A 20,230-nucleotide genomic window follows, 5' to 3' on the forward strand; every position below is an offset into this window, starting at 1 on the left:
GAAGGTGGGGCGGGGGGCGGGGTGGGTGGGGGGGCCCGGCCTGGTGCGGGTGGGGGGGTTGGGGGGGGGCGGGGGGGGGATCCCGGCCGGGCGGGGCCCGCCTGTTTCCGGGGGCATATTCCACGGCCGGATCTCCTCTATCCCCCCAGCACCCACACCCTTAGGTTAGGCTTACCTAAACATGGGGGTGTGGGGATGCAAGAGAAGGCACGACGCCAGTCACAGCAGGACGAGTGGGCCGACGAGGTGGTGGCCTGGCTGGGGTCGCAGGAAGACATGGACCGGGCACTGCGCGACGCACTGCGCCGCACGCCCAGCCAGCGCGAAGAAACGATTGCGCGCATGGCGGACGCCCTGCGGGGAGCCGCCCAGGGACTGACCATCCCCGGCTGCGCGGCCGCCGCCGGCATCCCCGAGCGCACCCTGCGCGAATGGCTGGAAATCGACGCCAGCTTCGCCGCGGCGGTCGACGCCGCCCACGCGCTGGCCGAGGCCCACGGGCTGCGACCGGGGACGGCCCCCACGCCCGCCGCGCTCCAGCTGATGCTGAACGCCATCCGCAAGGGCGCCGCATGGCCGGCGGCGGCGACGCTCGTCGGGATCTCCATCCGCGGGTTCAACCGGCTGCGCGCCGAGGCGCCGCCGGTGGGAGCCCTGATAGCGGCGGCCCAGCGCGCCCGGTCGGCGAAGGCGGGCGCGGGCCAGCGGCGCCGGCCGGCCAAGGCGGCGAGCAGCCGGGCGGGGTACCGGATCGTGCAGCTCGACGACCCCCTCCTGTCGCCGCGCGGCCAAGCAGGCTCCGGCACGAACGGGTTGGACGAGAGCGCCGGCCATCGAGGCTGAACACCGGACGGCCCGGCGGAAGGCGGGGCGGGCCAGGTACCCGCACGCGCCGTTGCCGTCCCGGGGCAGCGGGGCCCGCCGCTCCGGGCGTCACCACCGGCCCCCGTCGGGGCACCACGGCGCGGCGCCGACCATCCGATCGGCCACTTAGGTTAGGCTAAGCTAATCAGACGATGAAGGGGCGGGCTCTCCGCCGGTTCTCGTCCAGCTCCGCACGCCGGCGACCAGCCCCGGGCCGCGGAGCACCGGTACCGAGGAGATCCAGCCGTGGGACTTGCCGCCATCGCCCCCTACCCCATGCCCACCCAGGACACACTGCCGACTTCCGTGGCTCCGTGGGAGATCGACGCCGACCGGGCCGCCCTCCTGATCCACAACATGCAGAACCACAAGCTCCACCCCTTCCCCCGGGAGTGTTCGCCCCTCGTCGACCTGGTGGGCAACATCGCCGCGCTGCGCGGCGCCGCCCGCCGGCTCGGCATGCCGGTCGTCTTCAGCGCCGAGCCCCCGGCCGAACGCCCCGATCAGCTGGGCCTCGCCGCCGACCTCGGAAGCGACCCGACCGCGGCCGACTGCGACGTGTCGATCACCGAGGAGCTGACCCCGCACCGGGGCGAGCACGTGATCACCAACGCGCGGCACAACGCCTTCCTCCGGAGCCACCTGGAGCGCATCCTTCGCTCCACGGGCCGGGACCAGCTCGTCCTGTGCGGCGTGTTCGCCCACTCCGGCGTCCTGCTGACCGCGGCCGACGCCTTCATGAACGACATCCAGCCGTTCGTGGTCGCCGACGCGGTGGCCGACACCTCCGAGGAGGAGCACGCGCTCGCCCTGCGCTGGACGGCCGCGCGCGGCGCCGTCGTCCGCACGACCCGGACGCTCGTCCGCGAGCTGGACGCCCGATGACGGCGGCGCACCCCGCGCCCTGAGCGGACCGGCAGCAATGCGGGCGCGCGCCCGTCGAGGCCCTTCCGCGGCCGGAGCGGTTCCGGTCGCTCCGTACGCCCAACGCGCCGACGGCGGCGCGCGGTTGCCGGGGACGCACGGCCCGGACCGGGTCCAACTTGACAGCGTTCACCCCATCGGCGATGTTAGGCCAGCCTTACCTAACTGCAAGAAGGCAGGACCGAGGAAGGATGGGCATGTCCGCACCGCATGCGAGCTCGACCACCGGAGACACCCTCCCGGACACCCGGGATCTGGTGGGCATCGGCTTCGGCCCAGCCAACCTGGCCCTGGCGATAGCCATCCGGGAGCACAACGAACGGCGCGCCTCCGGCGAGGCCATACGAGCCTCGTTCGTCGAGCGGCAGGCCGACTTCGGCTGGCACCAGGGCATGCTCCTGGAGGGGGCCACCATGCAGGTGTCCTTCCTGAAGGACCTGGTGACCATGCGCAACCCCGGGAGCCCCTTCAGCTTCCTGCACTACCTGCAGGACCGGGACCGGCTGGCCGACTTCATCAACCAGAAGTCCTTCTTCCCGACCCGCCTGGAATTCCACGACTACCTCGGCTGGTGCGCCTCCCGCTTCACCGGGCAGGTCGGCTACGGCATCGAGGCCGTGGAGGTGCGGCGCCCCGAGGGCGCCGGGCCCGCGGACCACCTCGACGTCGTCACCCGGCCCGCCTCCGGGGCCGGACCGACGCGCACGACCCGCACCCGCAACCTGGTCCTCGGCACCGGACTGCGCCCCCGCGTCCCGGCCGGCATCAGCACCGGCCGCCACGTGTGGCACAACCGCGACCTGCTCCACCTCGCGCCGGGCCTGGCCTCCCGCCCGCACCGCCGCTTCGTGGTCGTCGGCGCCGGGCAGTCCGCCGCGGAGACGGCCGACCACCTGCACCGCGCGTTCCCGGACGCCGAGGTCTGCGCGGTGTTCTCCCGGTACGGGTACAGCCCCGCCGACGACAGCCCGTTCGCCAACCGGATCTTCGACCCGGCCGCCGTGGACGAGTTCTTCCGAGCGCCCGAGGACGTGAAGGAGAGGCTGATCGGCTACCACGCCAACACCAACTACGCGGTGGTGGACGGCGACCTGATCGAGCAGCTCTACCGGACGGTCTACCAGGAGAAGGTCGCCGGCACCGAGCGGCTGCGGGTCCTCAACGCCACCGCCCTCACGGCGGTGGAGGAACTCCCGGACGGCGCCCGGGCCGTGGTGCGTTCCCTGACGTCCGGCGAGACCCTCGCCCTGGACTGCGACGCGATCGTCCTGGCCACCGGGTACCGGCCCACCGACCCCGCGGAGCTCCTCGGCGACCTGACCGGGGAGTGCCTCACCGACGACCGGGGCCGGCTGCGCGTCGGCCGTGACCACCGGGTGGAGACCACCGACCGGGTCCGCGCCGGCATCTACGTCCAGGGCGGCGCCGCCGAGCACACCCACGGCCTCACCGCCTCCCTCCTGTCCACGCTGGCCGTGCGCTCCGGCGAGATCTGCGACTCCCTGTTCCTGCGCGTCGCCGAGCGCGAGGTGCAGGCGACCCTGGCGGCCAGGGCGGCGTCCGGCGCCGACGCCGTCCCCGCCCACCGGGGCTGATTCGCCGCTTCCGCGGCGAGGAGCCGGCCCGGGAGGGTCCACCACCCCGGTCCGGCCGCCCCGATCGTCCCGGCTGCACCGCCCCGTCCGCACCGATCGCCCCGTCTGCCCGGTGCGTCCCGCACGCCCCGCGCCACACCCCCGCACCGACCACCACGGTCATCACCCAAGGAGAGACGTCATGGCCACCACCAATCCCTTCGAGGACGACGACGCCCGCTACTTCGTCCTCGTGAACGCCGAGAACCAGCACTCGCTCTGGCCCGCCTTCGCGGAGATCCCCGCGGGTTGGACCGCCGTGCACGGCGAGGACAGCCGCCAGGGCTGCGCCGCGTACACGGACACCCACTGGACCGACATGCGGCCCGCCAGCCTCGCGGCACGGAGCTGACCCGGCCGCGGGCCGCCCCACGCACGGGCCGGGCCGGAGCAACCGCTCCGGCCCGGCTCTGACGTGTGCCCGGACGGCGCCACGAGCACTCCGGATCGGCCGACGCATGGCACAGATCAGCAGAGAATTAGGTTAGGCTCGCCTAAGTTGATCAGAACAGCGCCACGCCCGCCCCCCGCCGCCTCGACACCCGCCCGACGGAGCGGGGAGACGTCCGCGCTGCGAACCGGCTTGACGGGCACCTTCGTAGCTAGTTAGGTAAGCCTTCCCTAAATGAAGAATGCGGTGCCCGCGACGGCTCGGGCCCCGAGAAGAGAGTCGTCCCATGTCTGAATCGCTGTCCTTCCCGTCGTTCACGCTCGACCGCCTCGTCCAGGACGTCGCCGACGTGCTCTACACGGAGCCCTCCGACGTGTCCCTGGAAGAAGACCTCCTGGACCAGGGCCTCGACTCGATCCGGCTGATGTCGCTCATCGAGAAGTGGCGGGCCGAAGGCGCCAAGGTCACCTTCGTCGACCTCGCCGAGCGCCCGACCCTGCGCCAGTGGGCCGAACTCCTCACCCCCGCAGCCTGATCCCCGCCTCCCCCACACCTGCCCGCCCCGGAGCCTGCCGTGCCTCTGCGTGACTTCGTCATAGACATCGAACCCCTGCGCACCAGCCGCGACTTCCGCGCGATCTTCATCGCCCGGGTCGTGTCCCTGTTCGGCCTCGGCATGGCGACGGTGGCCCTGTCCGCCCAGGTGTACGGACTGACGCACTCCACCTTCAACGTCGCCGTCGCCAGCATGATCATGAGCATCACCGTGCTGCTGGGCTCGCTCTGGGGCGGCGTCATGGCCGACCGGACCGACCGCCGGCGCCTGATCGTGTGGGCCCGCGCGGCCGCCGCGCTCGCCTTCGCCGGCCTCGCCGTGAACGCCTTTCTCCCGGACCCCAGCCTCTGGGCCATCTACCTCTGCGTCGCCTGGGACGGACTGGCCACCGGCGTCAGCGTGACGGCCCTGATGGCCGTCGCCCCGACCCTCGTGCGCCCCGACCAACTCCCCGCCGCGGGGGCCCTGATCTCCCTCACCGGTGAGATCGGCTCCATCAGCGCGCCGTTCCTCGGCGGCATCCTGCTCGCCCTCTGGGGCGCCGGACCGGTCTTCGCCTTCACCGCCGTCACCACGGCCGTCACCACCTTCCTGATCGCCCGGATCCGGCCGCTGCCCCCGGTCAAGGACGAGGACGACGAGGAGTACGGCGCCGACAGCGGATCCCTGCTCGTGGCCTTCAAGTACGCCCTGCGCAACCGCGTCGTGGGCGGCCTGGTCGCCCTCGGCGGCGTGATGGCGCTGTTCAACGTGCCGGTCGTGCTCTTCCCCGAGATGGTCGACCGCCAGTTCAACGGCAGCGAGGTCATGCTCGGCCTCCTCTACACCGCACCCGCGGTCGGCGCCGTCGTCATCTCGGCCACCAGCGGCTGGCTCACCCGCGCCGCCCGGCCCGGCCGGCTCCTGCTCGGCGCCGCCTTCACCGGCGGCCTGGCCACGGTCGGCTTCGGCCTCAGCGGCAACATCTGGGTCGCCTTCGCCCTGCTCGCGGTGTGCGGAGCCGCCGGAACCGTGTACGAGATCCTCGAGTACGCCCTCGTGCAGCACAGCACCCCCGACCGGCTGCGCGGCCGCATCGTCAGCGTCATCACCACGCAGGGCACCACCGGCGGCGTCGTCGGTGACGTCGAAGTCGCGGCCCTCGCGCGCTGGTTCAGCCCCGGTGGCGCCGCCGTCGTCAACGGTGCCATCTGTGCCGTGGCCGCCGTGGTCGTGGCCGTCGCCGTACCCGGCCTGCGCAAGGCCACCCTTCCCCGCGAGGAGGAGGAGCCGGAGCAGGAGCCCGCCGCCGCGCTCCCCTCGGCGCCCGGCGCCTAGACCCCGGCGCCCGGACCCCGCCGCCCGCGCCGGGCCAGGCCCGCGACTCCCCCGAGCCGCGGGCCACCGGCACCACCGCGCCCGCGGCTCCGGACACCCGCCGCCCGGCACCCCACCCGGCCTGGCCACAGGCCCCCCGCACTCCGTCGACACCCCCGCCGGTCCCGCCACCGGCCACGGACCCGCAGCGAACCTGGAGCACGATCCATGACCGAGCGTCCCTCCCAGCGCCTTCCCCTGACCGGGGCCCAGACCGGTGTCTGGTACGGCCAGCGCCTCGACCCCGACTCCCCGGTCTACAACGTGGGCCAGTACGTCGAGATCGAGGGCCCCCTCGACGCGGGTCTGTTCGTGGCCGCGCTGCGGCGGACGGTCGCCGAGAGCGAGGCGCTCACCGCGCGCTTCGCGGAGGACGCGGACGGGAACCCGTACCAGCTCACCTGGAGCGGCCCGGCGGCCGGTCCGCTCGTCGCCGTCCTCGACCACACCGGGCAGGACGACCCGTACGGCACCGCGCTCGACCTCATGCGCACCGACATGGCCCGCCCCGTGGACCCGGTCCGCGACTCCCTGTACGTCTTCACGCTGCACAAGGTCGGTCCGGACCGCACCCTCTGGTACCAGCGGGCCCACCACATCGTGCTGGACGCCTTCGGGTTCTCCCTGATCTCCCGCCGGACCGCCGAGGTGTACACCTCCCTCGTGCGCGGGGAGGAGCCGTCGCCCAGCCCCTTCGGCGGGCTGGACGTCGTCCTCGCCGAGGAGGAGGCCTACCGCGCCTCGCCCCGGTGCGCCGAGGACCGCGCCTACTGGCTGGAGCGGCTGGCGGACCACCCCGAGCCGGAACCGCTGAGCGGCGCGCGGTTCCCGGCCGGCCACGCCTTCCTGCGCGACGGCGCAACCCTGACCCCGGAGGAGACGGCGGGTCTCCTCGCCGTCGCCCGCGCCGCGCGCGCCAGCTGGGCCGACGTGATGACCGCCGCGTTCGCGGCCTACCTCCACCGCGCCACAGGCGGCCGCGACGTGCTGCTGTCCCTGCCCGCCATGGCGCGGCTCGGCTCGGCGGCGCTCAAGGTGCCCGCCATGGTCGTCAACGTCCTGCCGCTGCGCGTCGCCGTGCGCCCGCAGACCCCGCTGGCCGACCTGGTCGGCCAGGTCGCGGCCGACGTCCGCGACCTGCGCCGCCACCAGCGCTACCGCGCCGAGGACATCCGCCGCGACCTCGGCCTGGCCGGGCGCGAACAGGGCGTCCTCGGCCCCATGGTCAACATCAAGGCCTTCGACAACGACCTCGATTTCGCCGGGGCCGCCGGCTCCGTGCACAACGTCGCCGCCGGCCCGGTGGACGACCTCACCCTCGGCGTCTACCACGACGCCGCCGAAGGCCGCATCCGCTTCGAGCTCGACGCCAACCCCCGGGCCTACGACGCCGGGACGCTGGCCGAGCGCCGCGCCGAGTTCGCCCGGTTCCTCCGCGAGGCCGCCGCGGCCGGCCCGCAGGCCCCCGTCGGCCGCCCCGACCTGCTCTCCCCCGAGGACCGCGACGCCGTGCTCCTCGCCGGGAACGACACCGCCCGCCCGGTGACGGCCGGCACCGTCGTCGACGCCTTCGAGGAGGCCGCCCGGCTGCACCCCGGCCTGCCGGCCGTGATCGCGGGCACCCGGACCCTGGACTACGCGGGCCTGGAGGAGCGCGCCAACCGGCTCGCCCGCCTCCTCATCGCCCGCGGGGCCGGACCCGAGACCCTGGTCGGCCTCGCGCTGCCCCGCACCGCCGACCTGGTGGTGGCCCTGCTCGCCGTCATGAAGGCCGGCGGCGCCTACCTGCCCCTCGACCTCGACTATCCTGCCGACCGGCTGGAGTTCATGGTCGAGGACGCCCGCCCGCTGTGCGTCCTGACCACCCTGGACTGCGCCGCGCTCGCCCCGCTCGTGGACGGGGTCGAGACCGTCGTGCTCGACGCCCCCGACACCCTCGCCGAGCTCGCCGACACCGCCGTCGACGCCCCCCGCGACGCCGACCGCACCGCGCCCCTCACCGGCGCTCACCCCGCGTACGTCATCTACACCTCGGGCTCGACCGGCCGGCCCAAGGGCGTGGTCATCCCGCACGCGGCCCTCGCCAACTTCCTGCGCATGCAGGCCCACGACCTCGAACTCGCCCCCGCCGACCGGCTCGTCGCCGTCACCACCATCTCCTTCGACATCGCCGCCCTGGAGATCCACACCCCGCTGATCTGCGGTGCGACCGTGGTCCTCGCGGACCGCGACACCGTTCGGGACCCGGCCGCGCTCGCCGCGCTCGTCGACGCCCACCGCCCCGCCGTCATGCAGGCCACCCCCTCGTTGTGGCACGCGTTGCTGGAGGACGGCCGCCCCACCACGCTCGGCTCCGCCCGGGTGCTGGTCGGCGGCGAGGCCCTGCCCGCGGCCCTCGCCGAGCGCCTGGCGCGCACCGCCCGGTCGGTCACCAACGTGTACGGGCCGACGGAGGCCACCGTCTGGGCGACCTCCAGCCGCCTCGACCCCGGCCACACCGGCGTGCCCGACATCGGCACACCGTTCTGGAACACCCGCGCGCACGTCCTGGACGGCGCGCTGCGTCCGGTGGGCACCGGCCGGCCCGGCGAGCTGTACCTCGCGGGCGACCAGCTGGCCCGCGGCTACCTCGGCCGCCCGGCCCTGACCTCCGAGCGGTTCTGCGCCGACCCCCACGGCCCCGCCGGCAGCCGGATGTACCGGACCGGCGACCTCGTGCGCCGCCGGGCCGACGGCCGCATCGACTTCCTCGGGCGCGTGGACGACCAGGTCAAACTGCGCGGCTTCCGCATCGAACTCGGCGAGATCGAGAGCGCGCTGACCTCGGGCGAGGGCGTGGACCGGGGCGTGGTCATGGTCCGCGAGGACCTTCCCGGCTTCCCGCACCTCGTCGGCTACGCCACCCCCGCGGCCGGCGGCCCAGCCCCCGAGCCCGCCGCGCTGCGCCGGGCCCTGGCCGAGCGGCTGCCCGAGTACATGGTCCCGTCCGCCGTGGTCGTCCTCGACGCCTTCCCCCTGACGGCCAACGGCAAGATCGACCGGCGCTCCCTGCCCGCCCCCGACCTGGCCGCGCTCGCCACGGCCGGCGCCCGCACCCCGCGCGGCGCCCGCGAGGAGATCCTCTGCGGCGTCTTCGCGGACGTGCTGGGCCTGGACTCCGTGGGTCCGGACGACGACTTCTTCACCCTCGGCGGGCACTCCCTGCTGGCCGCCCGGGTGATCGCCCGGGTCCGGACGGCCCTGGGCACCGAGTGCGGGATCCGGGACGTCTTCGAGGCGCGCACCGTCGCCGCCCTCGCCGCCCGCCTCGCCGAACGCACGGCCGCCGCCCGCCCGGCGCCCGTCGCGGGACCGCGCCCCGACCCGCTGCCGCTGTCGTACGCGCAGCAGCGCCTGTGGTTCGTCCACCAGGTGGAGGGCGCGAGCGCCACCTACAACATCCCGTTCGTGGTGCGCTTCGACGCGCCGCTCGACGCGGACGCCCTCGACGCGGCGCTGCGGGACGTGGCGGCCCGCCACGAGACCCTGCGCACCGTCTTCGGGGAGCGGGACGGGGAGCCGTACCAGCGCGTGCTGGACGTGGCGGAGGCCGGAGTGCGGCTGTACGTCGAGGACGTGGCCGCGGACGGCTTCGAGGCGGCGGTCCGGGCGGCGCTCGGGCACCTCTTCGAGCTGGCGTCGCAGGCACCGCTGCGGGTGACGCTGGTGCGCGACGCGGCCTCCGGGGCGCACGCGCTGGTGGTCCTGCTGCACCACATCGCGAGCGACGAGTGGTCGATGGGGCCGTTCCTGCATGACCTGGAGCGGGCGTACGCGGCCCGGTGCGCGGGCGCCGACCCGGTGCTCGGCGTCCCGGCCTTCCAGTACGCCGACTTCGCGCTGTGGCAGCGGGAGCTGCTGGGCCCGGCGCGCACGCCCGGTTCCCTCGCGGCCGTCCAGGCCGCGTACTGGCGCGGGGCGCTGGCGGAGCTTCCGGCGGAGGCCGGGCTGCCGGCGGACCGGCCGCGCCCGGCGGTGGCCGACCCGGCCGGTGCGATGGTGTTCAAGAAGGTTCCGCGCGAACTGGCCTCCGGGATACGGGCGCTGGCGCGCGAGAGCGGGACCAGCGTGTTCATGGTGGTGCACGCGGCGGTCGCCGCGGTGCTGCACCGGCTCGGCGCCGGCGAGGACATCGTGCTCGGCAGCCCGGTCGCGGGCCGCACGGACAGCGCCCTCGACGACCTGGTCGGCTTCTTCGTCAACACGGTGGTCCTGCGGACCGACCTGTCGGGCGACCCGTCGTTCGGCGAGCTGCTGGAGCGGGTGCGGACGGCGGACCTGACCGCGCTCGACCACGCCGACCTGCCCTTCGACCGGATCGTGGAGGAGGTCAACCCGGAGCGATCGCTGGCCCGTCACCCGCTGTTCCAGACGATGGTCTCGCACAGCACGGTGACCCAGGACCTGGCGCACCTGTTCGGGCACCCGGCCCGGGCAGACCGGGTGGACCCGGGGGTCACCAAGTTCGACCTCGACATCACCTTCTCGGACGCGGCGCACAGCGAGGACCTGGACCTGGAGGTCTTCTACGCGACCGCGCTGTTCGACCGCGCGACGGTGGAGACGTTCACGGACCGGCTGCTGCGCGCCCTCGCGACGGCGGTGGCGGCCCCCGCGGACCCGGTGTCGTGGTGGGAGCTGCGGGACACGGCCGAGCGGGCCCGTCTGGCCCGGTGGAACGACACGGACCGGCCGGTGGCGCCGGAGTCGGTGACGGAGGTGTTCGCGGCCCGCGCCGCGGCCGCACCGGACGAGGTGGCCGTGGTCGCCGGTGCGGAGCGGCTGACGTTCGCCGAACTCGACGACCGGGCGGGCCGGCTGGCGGCCCTGCTCGCCGAGCACGGCGTGGGACCGGACGCGGTGGTGGCCCTGGCCGTCCCGCGCTCGGCCGACACCGTGGTGGCCACGCTCGCCGCGCTGAAAGCGGGCGGCGCCTACCTGCCGCTGGACCTGGACCACCCGGCGGAGCGGATCGCGTTCATGCTGCGCGACGCCGCCCCCGTGTGCGCGGTGACCACCCGGGCGGTCGCGGACCGGCTGCCGGGGGTGGACCTGCTGGTCCTGGACGACCCGCAGACCGTGGAGCGGCTGGCGTCCGCGGTTCCCGCGGCGTCCGTGCCCGTGGACCCCGAGCACGCCGCGTACGTCATCTACACCTCGGGCTCCACCGGTGTCCCCAAGGGGGTCGTGCTGCGGCACGCCGGTCTGACCCGGCTGTTCCGCGACCACGAGCGGGAGCTGTACGTGCCGGTCGCCGAGCGGCTCGGCCGACGGGTGAAGGCCCTGCACACCGCGTCGTTCTCCTTCGACTCCTCCTGGGAGCAGCTGCTCTGGCTGGTCGCCGGGCACGAGCTGCACGTCCTGGACGAGTACGGCCGCCGGGACGCCGACGCGGTCGTGGCCTACGTGCGCGCGGAGCGGATCGACACGCTGGACGTGACCCCCTCGTACGGCCGGCAGCTGGTCGACGCCGGTCTGCTGGCCGGCGAGTGGCGGCCGCCGCTGTTCCTGCTCGGAGGGGAGGCGGTGCCGCCCGCGCTGTGGGCGGAGCTGCGGGAGGCGACGGGTGTGGAGGTCGTCAACTACTACGGTCCGACCGAGTTCACGGTGGACGCCCTGGTCGCGCGGGTGGGCGACTGTGCCTCGCCCGTGGTGGGCCGCCCGCTGGACAACAGCCGGGCGCACGTCCTGGACGGGCGGCTGCGGCCGGTGCCGGTGGGCGTGCCGGGTGAGCTGTACCTGGCGGGAGAGCAGAACGCGCGCGGCTACCTGGGCCGGTTCGCGCTGACGGCGGAACGTTTCGTCGCGGATCCGTTCGGATCCCCGGGCACCCGGATGTACCGGACCGGCGATGTCGTGCGGTGGCGCGCCGACGGCCTGCTGGAGTTCCTGGGCCGGGTCGACGACCAGGTCAAGATCCGCGGCTTCCGCGTGGAGCCGGCCGAGGTGGAGGCCGAACTCGCGGCCCTGGACGGGGTGGCCTCGGCCGCCGTCGTGGTCCGGGAGGACACCCCGGGCCTGCCCCGGCTCGTCGGCTACGTCACCGGCACGGCCGAGCCGGCCCGTCTGCGGGCCCTGCTCGCCGAGCGGCTGCCCGAACACCTGGTCCCGGCCGCCGTGATGGTGCTGCCGGTGCTGCCGACGAACGTGAACGGCAAGCTGGACCGGGCGGCGCTGCCGGCGCCGGTCACGGCGGCCGGGCACGCCGGGCGGGCGCCGAGCGGCCCCGTCGAGGAGCGCATCGCGGAGGTCTTCGCGCACGTCCTGGGCCTGCCGGAGGTCGGCGCGGACGAGGACTTCTTCCAGCTGGGCGGGCACTCCCTGCTGGCCACCCGGGTGGTCGCCCGGCTCCGGTCCGCGCTGCGCACCACGTGCTCGGTGCGGGACGTGTTCGAGCTGCGCACGGTCGCGGAACTCGCGGAGCGGCTCGCCGGCCGGCGCGCGGAGGTCCGCCCCGAGCTCGCCGCCGCGGCCCGCCCCGGACGGCTGCCGCTGTCGTACGCCCAGGCCCGGCTGTGGTTCCTGCACCGGATGGAGGGCGCCAACGCGACGTACAACATCCCGCTGGTCCTGCGCCTGCGCGGAACGCTGGACCCGGCGGCGCTGCACGCCGCCGTGCACGACGTGACGGCCCGCCACGAGGCGCTGCGCACGGTGTTCGCGGAGGACTCCGAGGGCCCGTTCCAGCGGGTGCTGGAGCCGTCCGCCGCGGCCGTGCCGTTCGAGGTGGCCGAGGTGGACCCGGCGGAGCTGGCCGGCCGGGTCGAGGCCGCCGCCGGGCACCCCTTCGACCTGGAGGCGGAGCTTCCGCTGCGGGTGTCGGTGCTGCGCACGGCCCCCGACGACCACGTGTTGCTCCTGCTGCTGCACCACATCGCGGGTGACGAGTGGTCCACCGGCCCGCTGCTGGCCGACCTCTCCGCCGCCTACGCGGCCCGCTGCGCGGGCCACCCGTACGAGGCGGCGCCGCTGCCGGTGCAGTACGCGGACTACGCGCTCTGGCAGCGGGAGCTGCTGGGCGACCCCGCCGCGGCGGACTCCCTCGCGCACGGCCAGGCCGGCTTCTGGCGCGAGGCCCTCGCGGGCCTCCCGCAGGAGGCGGCCCTGCCCACGGACCGGCCGCGTCCGGCGCTGCCCTCGCACGAGGGCCGCACCGTGTCCGTGCCGCTGCCCCGTCCGCTGGTGGCGGGCCTGGAGGCGCTGGCCGCGGAGCGCGGGACGACGATGTACACCGTGGTGACCGCCGCCGTGGCGGCGCTGCTGCACCGGCTCGGCGCGGGCGAGGACATCGCGCTGGGCAGCCCGGTCGCCGGTCGCGGCGAGGAGGCCCTCGACGGCCTGGTCGGGTTCTTCGTGAACACCCTGGTCATCCGGGCCGACCTCACGGGCGACCCGTCCTTCGGGGAACTGCTGCGCCGCACCGCGGCGTTCGGCGCGGCCGCGCTGGCCCACGCTGACCTGCCGTTCGACTCGGTCGTCGAGGCCGTCAACCCCGAGCGCTCGCTGTCGCGGCACCCGCTGTTCCAGACGATGGTCGCGTACGAGGACGGCGGCGCCGAGCCCGTCCGCACCCTCGGCGCGCTGAGCGCCGAGGAGTTCCCGGTCGCGGCGGGCGACGCCAAGTTCGACCTGGAGATCCTCTTCCGCCGCACGCCGGGCACGCCACCCGGCACCCGAGGTGCGGACGGCGCCGGCGCCGCGCCCGCCGCGATGACGTGCGGCGTGCGCTACGCGGCCGAACTGTTCGACGAGGCGACCGTGCGGTCCCTGCAGACCCGGCTGGTCCGGCTGCTCGGTGCGGCCGTGGCCGCTCCCGACGTCCCGCTCGCCTCACTGGAGCTGCTGGAGCCCGCCGAGCGGGCCCAGGTCCTGCACGGCTGGAACGACACGGCCCGCCCGGTCGCCGCCGAGACCCTGGATTCCCTGGCCGTGGCCGGGGCCCGGCGCGATCCCCTCGGCACGGCCCTCGTCTTCGAGGGGCGCGAGCTGTCGCGCGCGGAGTTCGAGGAGCGCGTCAACCGCCTGGCGCGGCTGCTGATCGGCCGCGGGGTCGGACCCGAGAGCGTGGTCGGCGTCGCCCTGCCGCGCTCCTTCGACCTCGTGGTCGCGCTGCACGCGGTGGTCCGGGCGGGCGGCGCCTACCTGCCGCTCGACCTCGGGCTGCCGGCCGAGCGGCTTGCGTACATGACGCGGACCGCCGCGCCCGCCTGCGTGCTGACGGACCTGGCCTCGCTGGCCCTGCTGCCGGCCCCGGCCGACGGCGCCCCCGAACCGCTCGTCCTGGACGCACCGGAACGGACGGCCGAACTGGCCGCGCTGCCGGCCGGTCCGGTCGGGGACGCGGAGCGCACGGCGCCGCTGCTGCCCCGCCACCCCGCGTACGTGATCTTCACCTCCGGCTCCACCGGCATGCCCAAGGGCGTCGTGGTCGAGCACGAGGCGATCGTCAACCGGCTGCGCTGGATGCAGGACGCCTACCGCCTCGACGCCTCCGACCGGGTGCTCCAGAAGACCCCGGCGAGCTTCGACGTGTCGGTCTGGGAGTTCTTCTGGCCGCTCGCCGAGGGAATCCCCCTCGTCATCGCCCGCCCCGACGGACACAAGGACCCGCTCTACCTCGCCGAACTCATCCGCGAACAGCGCGTCTCCGTCCTCCACTTCGTCCCCTCCATGCTCGGCGCCTTCCTCGGCGAGACCGAGATCGCCGCCTGCCCGAGCCTGCGCCTGGTCGTGTGCAGCGGCGAGGCCCTGCCCACCGAGCTCGTCGCCCGCTTCCACACCTCCGCCGCGGGCACGGGCGCCCGCCTCGTCAACCTGTACGGACCCACCGAGGCGGCCGTCGACGTCACCGCCGCGGACTGCCCGGCGCCGTCGGCGGGGGCCGTCTCCACGGCGGCGTCCGCCCCGATCGGCGCCCCGGTGTGGAACACCCGCGTCTACGTGCTGGACGCGCGGCTCCAGCCGGTGCCCGCCGGCGTGCCCGGCGAGCTGTACCTCGCCGGCGTCCAGCTGGCCCGCGGCTACGTCGGCCGCCCCGGCCTGAGCGCCGAGCGCTTCACCGCCGACCCGTTCGGCGGGGCGGGGGCCCGGATGTACCGGACCGGCGACCTGGTCCGGTGGAGCGCGACCGGCCGGCTGGAGTACCTGGGCCGCACCGACGACCAGGTCAAGCTGCGCGGGTTCCGCATCGAGCTCGGCGAGATCCAGGCCGTCCTCACCGGCGCCCCCGGCATCGCCCAGGCCGCCGTCGTCGTCCGCGAGGACCAGCCCGGCGTGCAGCGGCTCGTGGCCTACGCCGTGGCCGCGCCCGGCGCCGACGCCGACCCGGACGCCCTGCGCGCCGTGGCCGCCACCCGGCTGCCCGAGTACATGGTCCCGGCCGTCGTGGTGCCGATGGCGGCCCTGCCGACCACGCCCAACGGCAAGCTCGACCGGCGCGCCCTGCCGGCTCCCGCCGCCCCGGCCGCGGTGGCCTCCCGGGCCCCGCGTGACGCCCGGGAGGAGATCCTCGCCGGCATCCTCGCGGACGTCCTGGGTCTGGACTCGGTCGGCGTCGAGGACGACTTCTTCGCCCTTGGCGGCCACTCCCTGCTCGCCGCCCGCGCGGTGGGCCGCTTCCGGGCCGCCCTGGACGTCGACTGCGGCATCCGCGACCTGTTCGAACTGCGGACCGTCGCGGCGCTGGCCGCCCGGCTCGCGGAGCCCACCGGCGCCGGCCGTCCCCGCCTCACCGCGGCGGTCCCCCGCCCGGAGCGGGCGCCGCTGTCGTTCGCGCAGCGCAGGCTGTGGCTCCTGGACAGCGTCCGGGGCCCCGGCACCACGTACAACGTGCCCCTGGCGGTGCGGCTGGACGGGCCGGTGGACGCCGTGGCGCTGGAGGCCGCCGTCCAGGACCTGGTCGGCCGGCACGAGAGCCTGCGGACGGTGTTCGGCGAGCACGAGGGCGAGCCGTACCAGGTCGTCCTGCCCGCCGGGCGGGCCCGCGTACCGGTGACGGTCCGCGAGGTGGCCGCCGACCGGCTGGACGCCGAGGCGGTCCGCGCCGGGAGCCACGTCTTCGACCTCGGCGCCGAACCGCCGGTGCGGGTCACGCTGCTGCGCGCCGCCCCGGACGACCACGTGCTGGTGGTCCTGGTGCACCACATCGCCACCGACGAGGGTTCCACCGGCCCTCTGCTGGCCGATCTGGACCTGGCGTACGCCGCCCGGGCGGCGGGCGCGGAGCCCGTCTTCGCACCGCTGCCGGTGCAGTACGCCGACTTCGCCCTCTGGCAGCGCGAGCTGCTCGGCGACGCCGCCGACCCGGGCTCGACCGCGGGGCGGCAGGCCGCGTACTGGCGGCAGGCGCTGGCCGGCGCACCGGCCGAGGTGGCGCTGCCCACCGACCGGCCGCGCCCGGCGGTCCCCTCGTACGAGGGGGACGTGGTGATCTTCGACGTCCCGGCGCAGACCGGGGCCGGACTGGCGCGGATCGCCCGCGAGGGCGGCGCGACGCTGTTCATGGTGGCCCACGCGGCCGTGGCCGCGCTGCTGCACCGGCTCGGCGCCGGCGAGGACATCCCGCTGGGCAGCCCGGTGTCGGCGCGCGAGGGCGAGGAGCTCGACGGGCTCGTCGGCTTCTTCCTCAACACGCTGGTGCTGCGCGCCGACCTGTCGGGCGACCCGACCTTCGCGGAGCTGGTGGAGCGGGTCCGCGACACCGGTCTGGCCGCCTTCGCCCACGCCGACCTGCCGCTGGAGGCGGTGGTGGAGGCGGTGGACCCGGAGCGGTCCCGCTCGCGCAATCCGCTGTTCCAGACGATGGTCACCTACCACTCGACGGACAGCGCCGTTCCGGAGCTGTTCGGGCTGCCGGCGCGGGAGTTCGGCGTCGAGACGGGCGGCGCGAAGTTCGACCTGGAGATCGCCTTCGGCGCCTCCCAGGAGCACGGCGGCATCGCGGGCGGCATCCGCTTCGCGACCGACCTCTTCGACCGCGCGAGCGTCGAACTGCTCGCCCGGCGGCTGCTGTCGCTGCTGGACGCGGTCGTCGCCGCCCCGGACCGGCCCGTCTCGGCGGTGGAGGTGCTGGACCCGGCGGAGCGCGAGCGCGCACTGAACGGCTGGAACGACACCGCCCGTCCGCTCGGCGGCCCCCGGACCCTTGCGGGCCTGGTCACGGCCGGGGCGAAGGACGCTGCCGCCCCCGCGCTGGTCTTCGAAGGGCGCGAGCTGCCGCGCGCGGAGTTCGAGGAGCGGGTCAACCGCCTGGCGCGGCTGCTGATCGGCCGCGGGGTCGGACCGGAGTCGGTGGTGGCCGTAGCCCTGCCGCGCTCCTTCGACCTCGTGGTCGCGCTGCACGCGGTGGTCCGGGCGGGCGGCGCCTACCTGCCGCTCGACCTGGGGCTGCCGGCCGAGCGGCTGGCGGCCATGACCCGGGCGGCGGAGCCCCTCCTGATCGTTACCGACACCCTGTCGGGAACCACGCTCTCCCCCGAAGTGGGCCGTGAGCGCGTCCTGTTGGACTCCCCCACCGTCCGCTCCGCGCTGGCGGCCCTGGACGGCGCCGACGTGGCCGACGCGGAGCGGCGCGAGCCCCTGCTGCCCCGCCACCCCGCATACGTGATCTTCACCTCCGGCTCCACCGGTACGCCCAAGGGCGTCGTGGTCGAGCACGAGGCGATCGTCAACCGGCTGGAGTGGATGCAGGGGGCCTACGCCCTGCGTCCCGGTGACCGGGTGCTCCAGAAGACCCCGGCGAGCTTCGACGTGTCGGTCTGGGAGTTCTTCTGGCCGCTCGCCGAGGGAATCCCCCTCGTCGTCGCCCGCCCCGACGGGCACAAGGACCCGCTCTACCTCGCCGAACTCATCCGCGAACAGCGCGTCTCCGTAATCCACTTCGTCCCCTCCATGCTCGGCGCCTTCCTCGGCGAGACCGAGATCGCCGCCTGCCCGAGCCTGCGCCTGGTCGTGTGCAGCGGCGAGGCCCTGCCCACCGAGCTCGTCGCCCGCTTCCACAGCTCCGCCGGGACCTCCCCGGTGGCGCTGGAGAACCTGTACGGCCCCACGGAGGCGGCCGTCGACGTCACCTCCGGTTCCTGCACCGTGCTCACCGCGGCGGAGGGCAGGGCCTCCGCCTCGATCGGCCGGCCGGTGTGGAACACCCGGGTGTACGTGCTGGACGCGCGGCTGCGCCCGGTCCCCGTGGGCGTGCCCGGCGAGCTGTACCTCGCCGGCGTCCAGCTGGCCCGCGGCTACGTCGGCCGCCCCGGCCTGAGCGCCGAGCGCTTCACCGCCGACCCGCACGGGGCCGCCGGCGCCCGCATGTACCGCACGGGCGACCTCGTACGGCGCCTCGCGGACGGACGGCTGGACTACCTCGGCCGCGCCGACGACCAGGTCAAGCTGCGCGGGTTCCGGATCGAGCTCGGCGAGATCGAGGCCGTCCTCACCGGCGCCCCGGACATCTCCCAGGCCGCCGTCGTCGTCCGCGAGGACCAGCCCGGCGTCCGGCGCCTGGTGGCGTACGCCGTCCCCGCGCCCGGCGCCGAGGTCGACGCGGCGGCGCTGCGCGCCCTGGCCGCCTCCCGGCTGCCCGAGTACATGGTCCCGGCCGTGTTCACGGCGCTGGAGCGGCTGCCGCTCTCGGCGAACGGCAAGCTGGACCGGCGTGCGCTGCCGGCGCCGGTGGTTCCGGCGGCGGTCCCGGCCCCGGCCGGATCGGCCGCGGTGCCCACCGGGACGCCCGAGGAGATCCTGTGCGCCCTGATGGGCGAGGTGCTGGGTCTGCCCGCGGTCGGTCCGGAGGCCAACTTCTTCGAGCTCGGCGGCGACAGCATCGTGTCGATCCGCCTGGTCGGCCTGGCCCGCAAGGCCGGACTGACCGTCTCGGCCCGGCTGGTCTTCCAGCACCCGACCCCGGCCGCGCTGGCGGCCGTCGCCACCGTGATCGAGGGGACCCCGGCCCCCGCCGCCCGCGCCGCGGACTCCGGTCCCGGACCGCTGCCGCTGCCCCCGGTCGCCGCCTGGCTCGCCGAACGGGGCGGCCCGTTCGCCGCGTTCGCCCAGGCCCGGCTGGTCCAGCTGCCCGCCGGGGCCGGGCGCCCGCACCTCACGGCGGCGCTGCAGGCCGTGCTCGACCACCACGACGGCCTGCGCCAGCTCCTGACCGTGGCCCGCCCCGGGGTGTGGAGCGCGGAGGTCCGGCCGGCCGGCGCGGTGGACGCCGCCGCCGTGCTGGAGGGCGTGGACGCCGCCGGTCTGTCCGACGGCGCCCTGCGGGAGCTGGTCACCACGGAGTCCGAGCGGGTGTGGCGCCTGCTCGACCCCGAGTCCGGAGCGCTGCTGCGCGCCGTGCACCTCGACCGGGGCCCGGCCGAGCCGGGCCGGCTGCTGCTCGTCGCCCACCACCTCGCGGTGGACGAGGTCTCCTGGCAGATCCTGCTCCCCGACCTGCGGGCGGCCTACGAGTCCGCCGCCGCGGGCCGCGCCGCCGCCCTGGAACCGGTGGGCACTTCCCTGCGCGCCTGGACCACGCACCTGCTGGCCGAGGCGCAGAGCCCGCGCCGCACCGCCGAGCTGGACCGCTGGCTGGCGGCCGCCCCGGGCGGCCCGCTGCTCGCGGAGCGCCCGCTGGACCCGCGCACCGACACGGCGGCCACCGCGCGCCGGCTGTCCGTACGGATCTCCGCCGAGCGGACGGCCCCGCTGCTGCAGGCGGTTCCCGCCGCCTTCCACGGCACGGTCGGCGACACCCTGCTCAGCGCCCTCGTGCTGACGGTCGGCGACTGGGCGGCACGCACCGGGCGGCCCCGTCCGGACGGGTTCACCGTGGACCTGGAGGGGCACGGCCGCGAGCAGGAACTGCTGCCCGGGGCCGACCTCACCCGCACGGTGGGCTGGCTGACCAGCATCCACCCGCTGCGGCTGCCCGCCGGGGCGTACGACCCGGCGGCCGTGCTCGCCGGGCGCGCGGACGCCGGGGACCTGCTCAAGGAGGTCAAGGAGCTGCTGCGGGCGGTGCCCGACGGGGGGATCGGCGCGGGCCTGCTGCGGTACGCCAACGCGGCCACGGCGCGGCTGTTCGACCCGGCGGCCCGCCCCGAGATCCTGTGGAACTACCTGGGCCGGCAGACCGGCCGGGCCGATTCCGCCTGGGGTCCGGCCGCCGAGGCGGACGCCGTGTCCGCCCGTCCCGACCCGGAGATGCCGCTCTCGCACGTCCTGGAGATCACCGCGGAGGTCACCGACGGGGACGGCGGGCCCGAACTCACCGCGCACTTCATCTGGGCGGGCGAAGCGCTCTCCCAGGACACCGTCGGACAGCTCGCGGACGGCTGGACGGCCGCCGTGGACGCCCTCGCCTCCTGGGCGGACGGCGGCACCTCCGGGGGACACACCCCCTCGGACCTCGACCTGCTCGACCTCGACCAGGACCAGATCACCATGCTCGAAGAAATGTGGAGGGCCCAGCAGTGACGCAGGCGC

The 20,230-nt window shown here is 75.5% G+C and carries 7 protein-coding genes; all 7 read left to right on the forward strand.

The features are described 5' to 3' along the window. Positions 1-189: 189 nt before the first annotated feature. The 7 genes from ACZ6S8_RS33415 to ACZ6S8_RS33445 all read left to right on the forward strand — a co-directional run bounded on the left by ACZ6S8_RS33415 (position 190) and on the right by ACZ6S8_RS33445 (position 20,221). Positions 190-843 (forward strand): serine/threonine-protein kinase, encoded by a 654-nt coding sequence (locus ACZ6S8_RS33415; RefSeq protein ID WP_469461357.1) that lies wholly within the window; start codon positions 190-192, stop codon positions 841-843. Between the two features lie 267 nt (positions 844-1,110). After that, positions 1,111-1,749 (forward strand): isochorismatase family protein, encoded by a 639-nt coding sequence (locus tag ACZ6S8_RS33420; protein ID WP_469461359.1) that lies wholly within the window; start codon positions 1,111-1,113, stop codon positions 1,747-1,749. Between the two features lie 236 nt (positions 1,750-1,985). Further along, positions 1,986-3,383 carry a lysine N(6)-hydroxylase/L-ornithine N(5)-oxygenase family protein gene (locus tag ACZ6S8_RS33425; protein WP_469461360.1) on the forward strand — a complete coding sequence of 466 codons (1,398 nt, stop codon included), beginning with the start codon at positions 1,986-1,988 and terminating at the stop codon, positions 3,381-3,383. Positions 3,384-3,564: 181 nt separating this feature from the next. Beyond that, the gene (locus tag ACZ6S8_RS33430) at positions 3,565-3,774 is read left to right on the forward strand and encodes an MbtH family protein (RefSeq protein ID WP_351281563.1); all 210 of its coding nucleotides are present in this window, start codon (positions 3,565-3,567) and stop codon (positions 3,772-3,774) included. Between the two features lie 325 nt (positions 3,775-4,099). Then, entirely contained in the window at positions 4,100-4,348 is a 249-nt protein-coding gene (locus ACZ6S8_RS33435) for a phosphopantetheine-binding protein (RefSeq protein ID WP_469461362.1), read from the forward strand. A 39-nt stretch (positions 4,349-4,387) separates the two neighbouring features. Further along, the gene (entS, locus tag ACZ6S8_RS33440) at positions 4,388-5,686 is read left to right on the forward strand and encodes an enterobactin transporter EntS (protein WP_469461363.1); all 1,299 of its coding nucleotides are present in this window, start codon (positions 4,388-4,390) and stop codon (positions 5,684-5,686) included. 207 nt (positions 5,687-5,893) lie between these two features. Beyond that, entirely contained in the window at positions 5,894-20,221 is a 14,328-nt protein-coding gene (locus tag ACZ6S8_RS33445) for an amino acid adenylation domain-containing protein (RefSeq protein ID WP_469461365.1), read from the forward strand. Positions 20,222-20,230 lie beyond the last annotated feature (9 nt).

It is taken from the genome of Streptomyces sp. NPDC048461, assembly GCF_055587105.1.